Source organism: Clostridium sp. CMCC3677, assembly GCF_023845585.1.
Lineage (GTDB): Bacteria > Bacillota > Clostridia > Clostridiales > Clostridiaceae > Clostridium > Clostridium aquiflavi.
In genome coordinates, this window is sequence record NZ_JAMQHS010000118.1 from 1 (window position 1) to 222 (window position 222).

At 66.7% G+C, this 222-nt stretch carries 1 protein-coding gene; it reads right to left on the minus strand.

The annotated features are described in order from the left end of the window. Nucleotides 1-222 (minus strand): DUF885 family protein (locus NG901_RS16945; protein WP_252217123.1); only part of this gene is annotated, 222 nt, incomplete at both ends.

The following is a 222-nucleotide window of genomic DNA, read 5'->3' on the forward strand; positions in this document are numbered from 1 at the left end:
AAGGAGAGCAGGCCGAACTGTTCATAGGGCGTGCGATAGACGCCCATGTCCTTGCCGAGCTGCTCCGAATACAGCGCCCAGCCCTCGACGAAGGCGGTCGGCTCGTCGCGGCGACGGAAGGCGGGCAGGTCGGTGCGTTCCTGCCCCAGCGCGATCTGGATATGATGACCCGGCACGCCCTCGTGGAGGATCCAGGCCGGCAGACCGAAAAGCGGATCGCCG